This is a genomic window from Endozoicomonas sp. SESOKO2 (genome assembly GCF_024606245.1).
GTDB lineage: Bacteria > Pseudomonadota > Gammaproteobacteria > Pseudomonadales > Endozoicomonadaceae > Endozoicomonas_A.
Genome location: NZ_JAHHPQ010000590.1, coordinates 1 through 1,491, shown reverse-complemented (window position 1 = coordinate 1,491; position 1,491 = coordinate 1). Strand labels below are relative to the sequence as shown.

The following is a 1,491-nucleotide window of genomic DNA, read 5'->3' as shown; positions in this document are numbered from 1 at the left end:
ATCTATACTGGGTATCCATGGTCGGCAATCCGGGGCTGATTGAGAGCAGGCTCCTGCTGACCTGACGTTTATCCATTCAGGGCGTCGCTATGCCTTCATTTTCGAAGACCTCTTTTTTTCATTCGTGGTTATTCTGGACCACTGTGTTACTTAAGCTGGGGCTGGGAACCGGCTCTGTTTTTGCCAAGCCTTCTGTTCAATGCTCCGGAACACCGGAAAAGCTGGAAGCCGGCCAATCTATCAAGGTGATGACCTGGAATGTTCAGTTTCTGGCCGGGGGAATTTATGAACTGTGGACCGCTCCAAAGAAACGCGAAGCTCTGACTCTTGATAAACAATTGTCTGTTTTTCAGCAGATAACAGACCTCATTGAAGAAGAAAATCCCGATGTCCTTCTGCTTCAGGAAGTCGACGTGGACCCCAGAGTCAGGATGAACCAGATCCAGTGGTTTAAAGATGCCCTGCCTGCCCGGTTTCATTGCAGTACTTACACCGGCTATAGCTATCTGAAAGGAAGAGCCTCAACGAATATCCGAAAAGAGCCGGGTGGACTTAACCTGCTGACCTTTTCCCGGTTTGCGATTGAAAGTACTGTGAGGCATGACCTGCCTGCCATACCTGATCAGTCCCTTTTTCCCCTGACCACCCGCCGGGCCCTGCTGGAGACCAGAATCAATCTGGGGGCTGAGTCTCTGACCGTAATTAACACTCATCTGGATGCTTTTGCCCAGGGTCTGGATATTATGCAAAGGCAGGTAGAGCAATTGGATAAACGGCTGGGCCAGATAGGAGCCAGCTCTCTCTGGGTTACCGGAGGCGATTTCAATTTGATTCCTCCAGGGCAATATGAACACCTCAATGACTCCGAGCAGTTCTGGTACCAGAAACACTCAGAGTTATCGGTGCTGACTGACAAGTATCCGGTTGTTCCCTCGCCCAAGCAGGCTTCAGGAGAAGAAAAACGTCTATGGTTCACTAATAAAACCCGTCCGGAACTGGGCCTGGACAGGACGCTGGATTATCTGTTTCATTCAGCAAAACTGGATCTGGTGAAAGCCAGAGTGGTTCAAAAAGCTGAGGCGCTCTCGGACCACTTGCCTGTGGTGGCAGAGTTCAGATTGCAGAAGAACTGATTCATTTTCAGGTTGCAAAACAATGAGCCTACCCGTGATTCAAAAAACACATCTGGCCCTGACTGTCATGGCAGTCGCTACCGCCACAGCAAAGGCGGAAGAAGTTCTGCCGTCTACACAACCCACTCTGCTGGATCAAGTCACTGTATCCGCTACCCTAACCGAGAATAATCTGGACTCAGTCGCCAGCAGTGTAGATGTCACCTCGGCAGATGACATCGAAAAGAGAATGGTGAATGACATTGATGATCTTGTGCGATATGAACCGGGAGTTACAGTCAATAATGATGGCCGAACCGGTGCGGGTAGCTTCAACATTCGTGGGATGGATGCTAACCGTGTCAAGATTACCGTGGAC

General features: G+C 50.0%; 2 protein-coding genes. Both read left to right on the top strand.

Annotated features, from left to right (window positions below):
• The first annotated feature begins 89 nt into the window (after nt 1-89).
• Nucleotides 90-1,133 (top strand): endonuclease/exonuclease/phosphatase family protein, encoded by a 1,044-nt coding sequence (locus tag KDK17_RS14235; RefSeq protein WP_257255548.1) that lies wholly within the window; start codon nt 90-92, stop codon nt 1,131-1,133.
• A gap of 22 nt (nt 1,134-1,155) precedes the next feature.
• Nucleotides 1,156-1,491 (top strand): TonB-dependent receptor plug domain-containing protein (locus tag KDK17_RS14230; protein ID WP_257288341.1); only part of this gene is annotated, 336 nt, incomplete at its 3' end.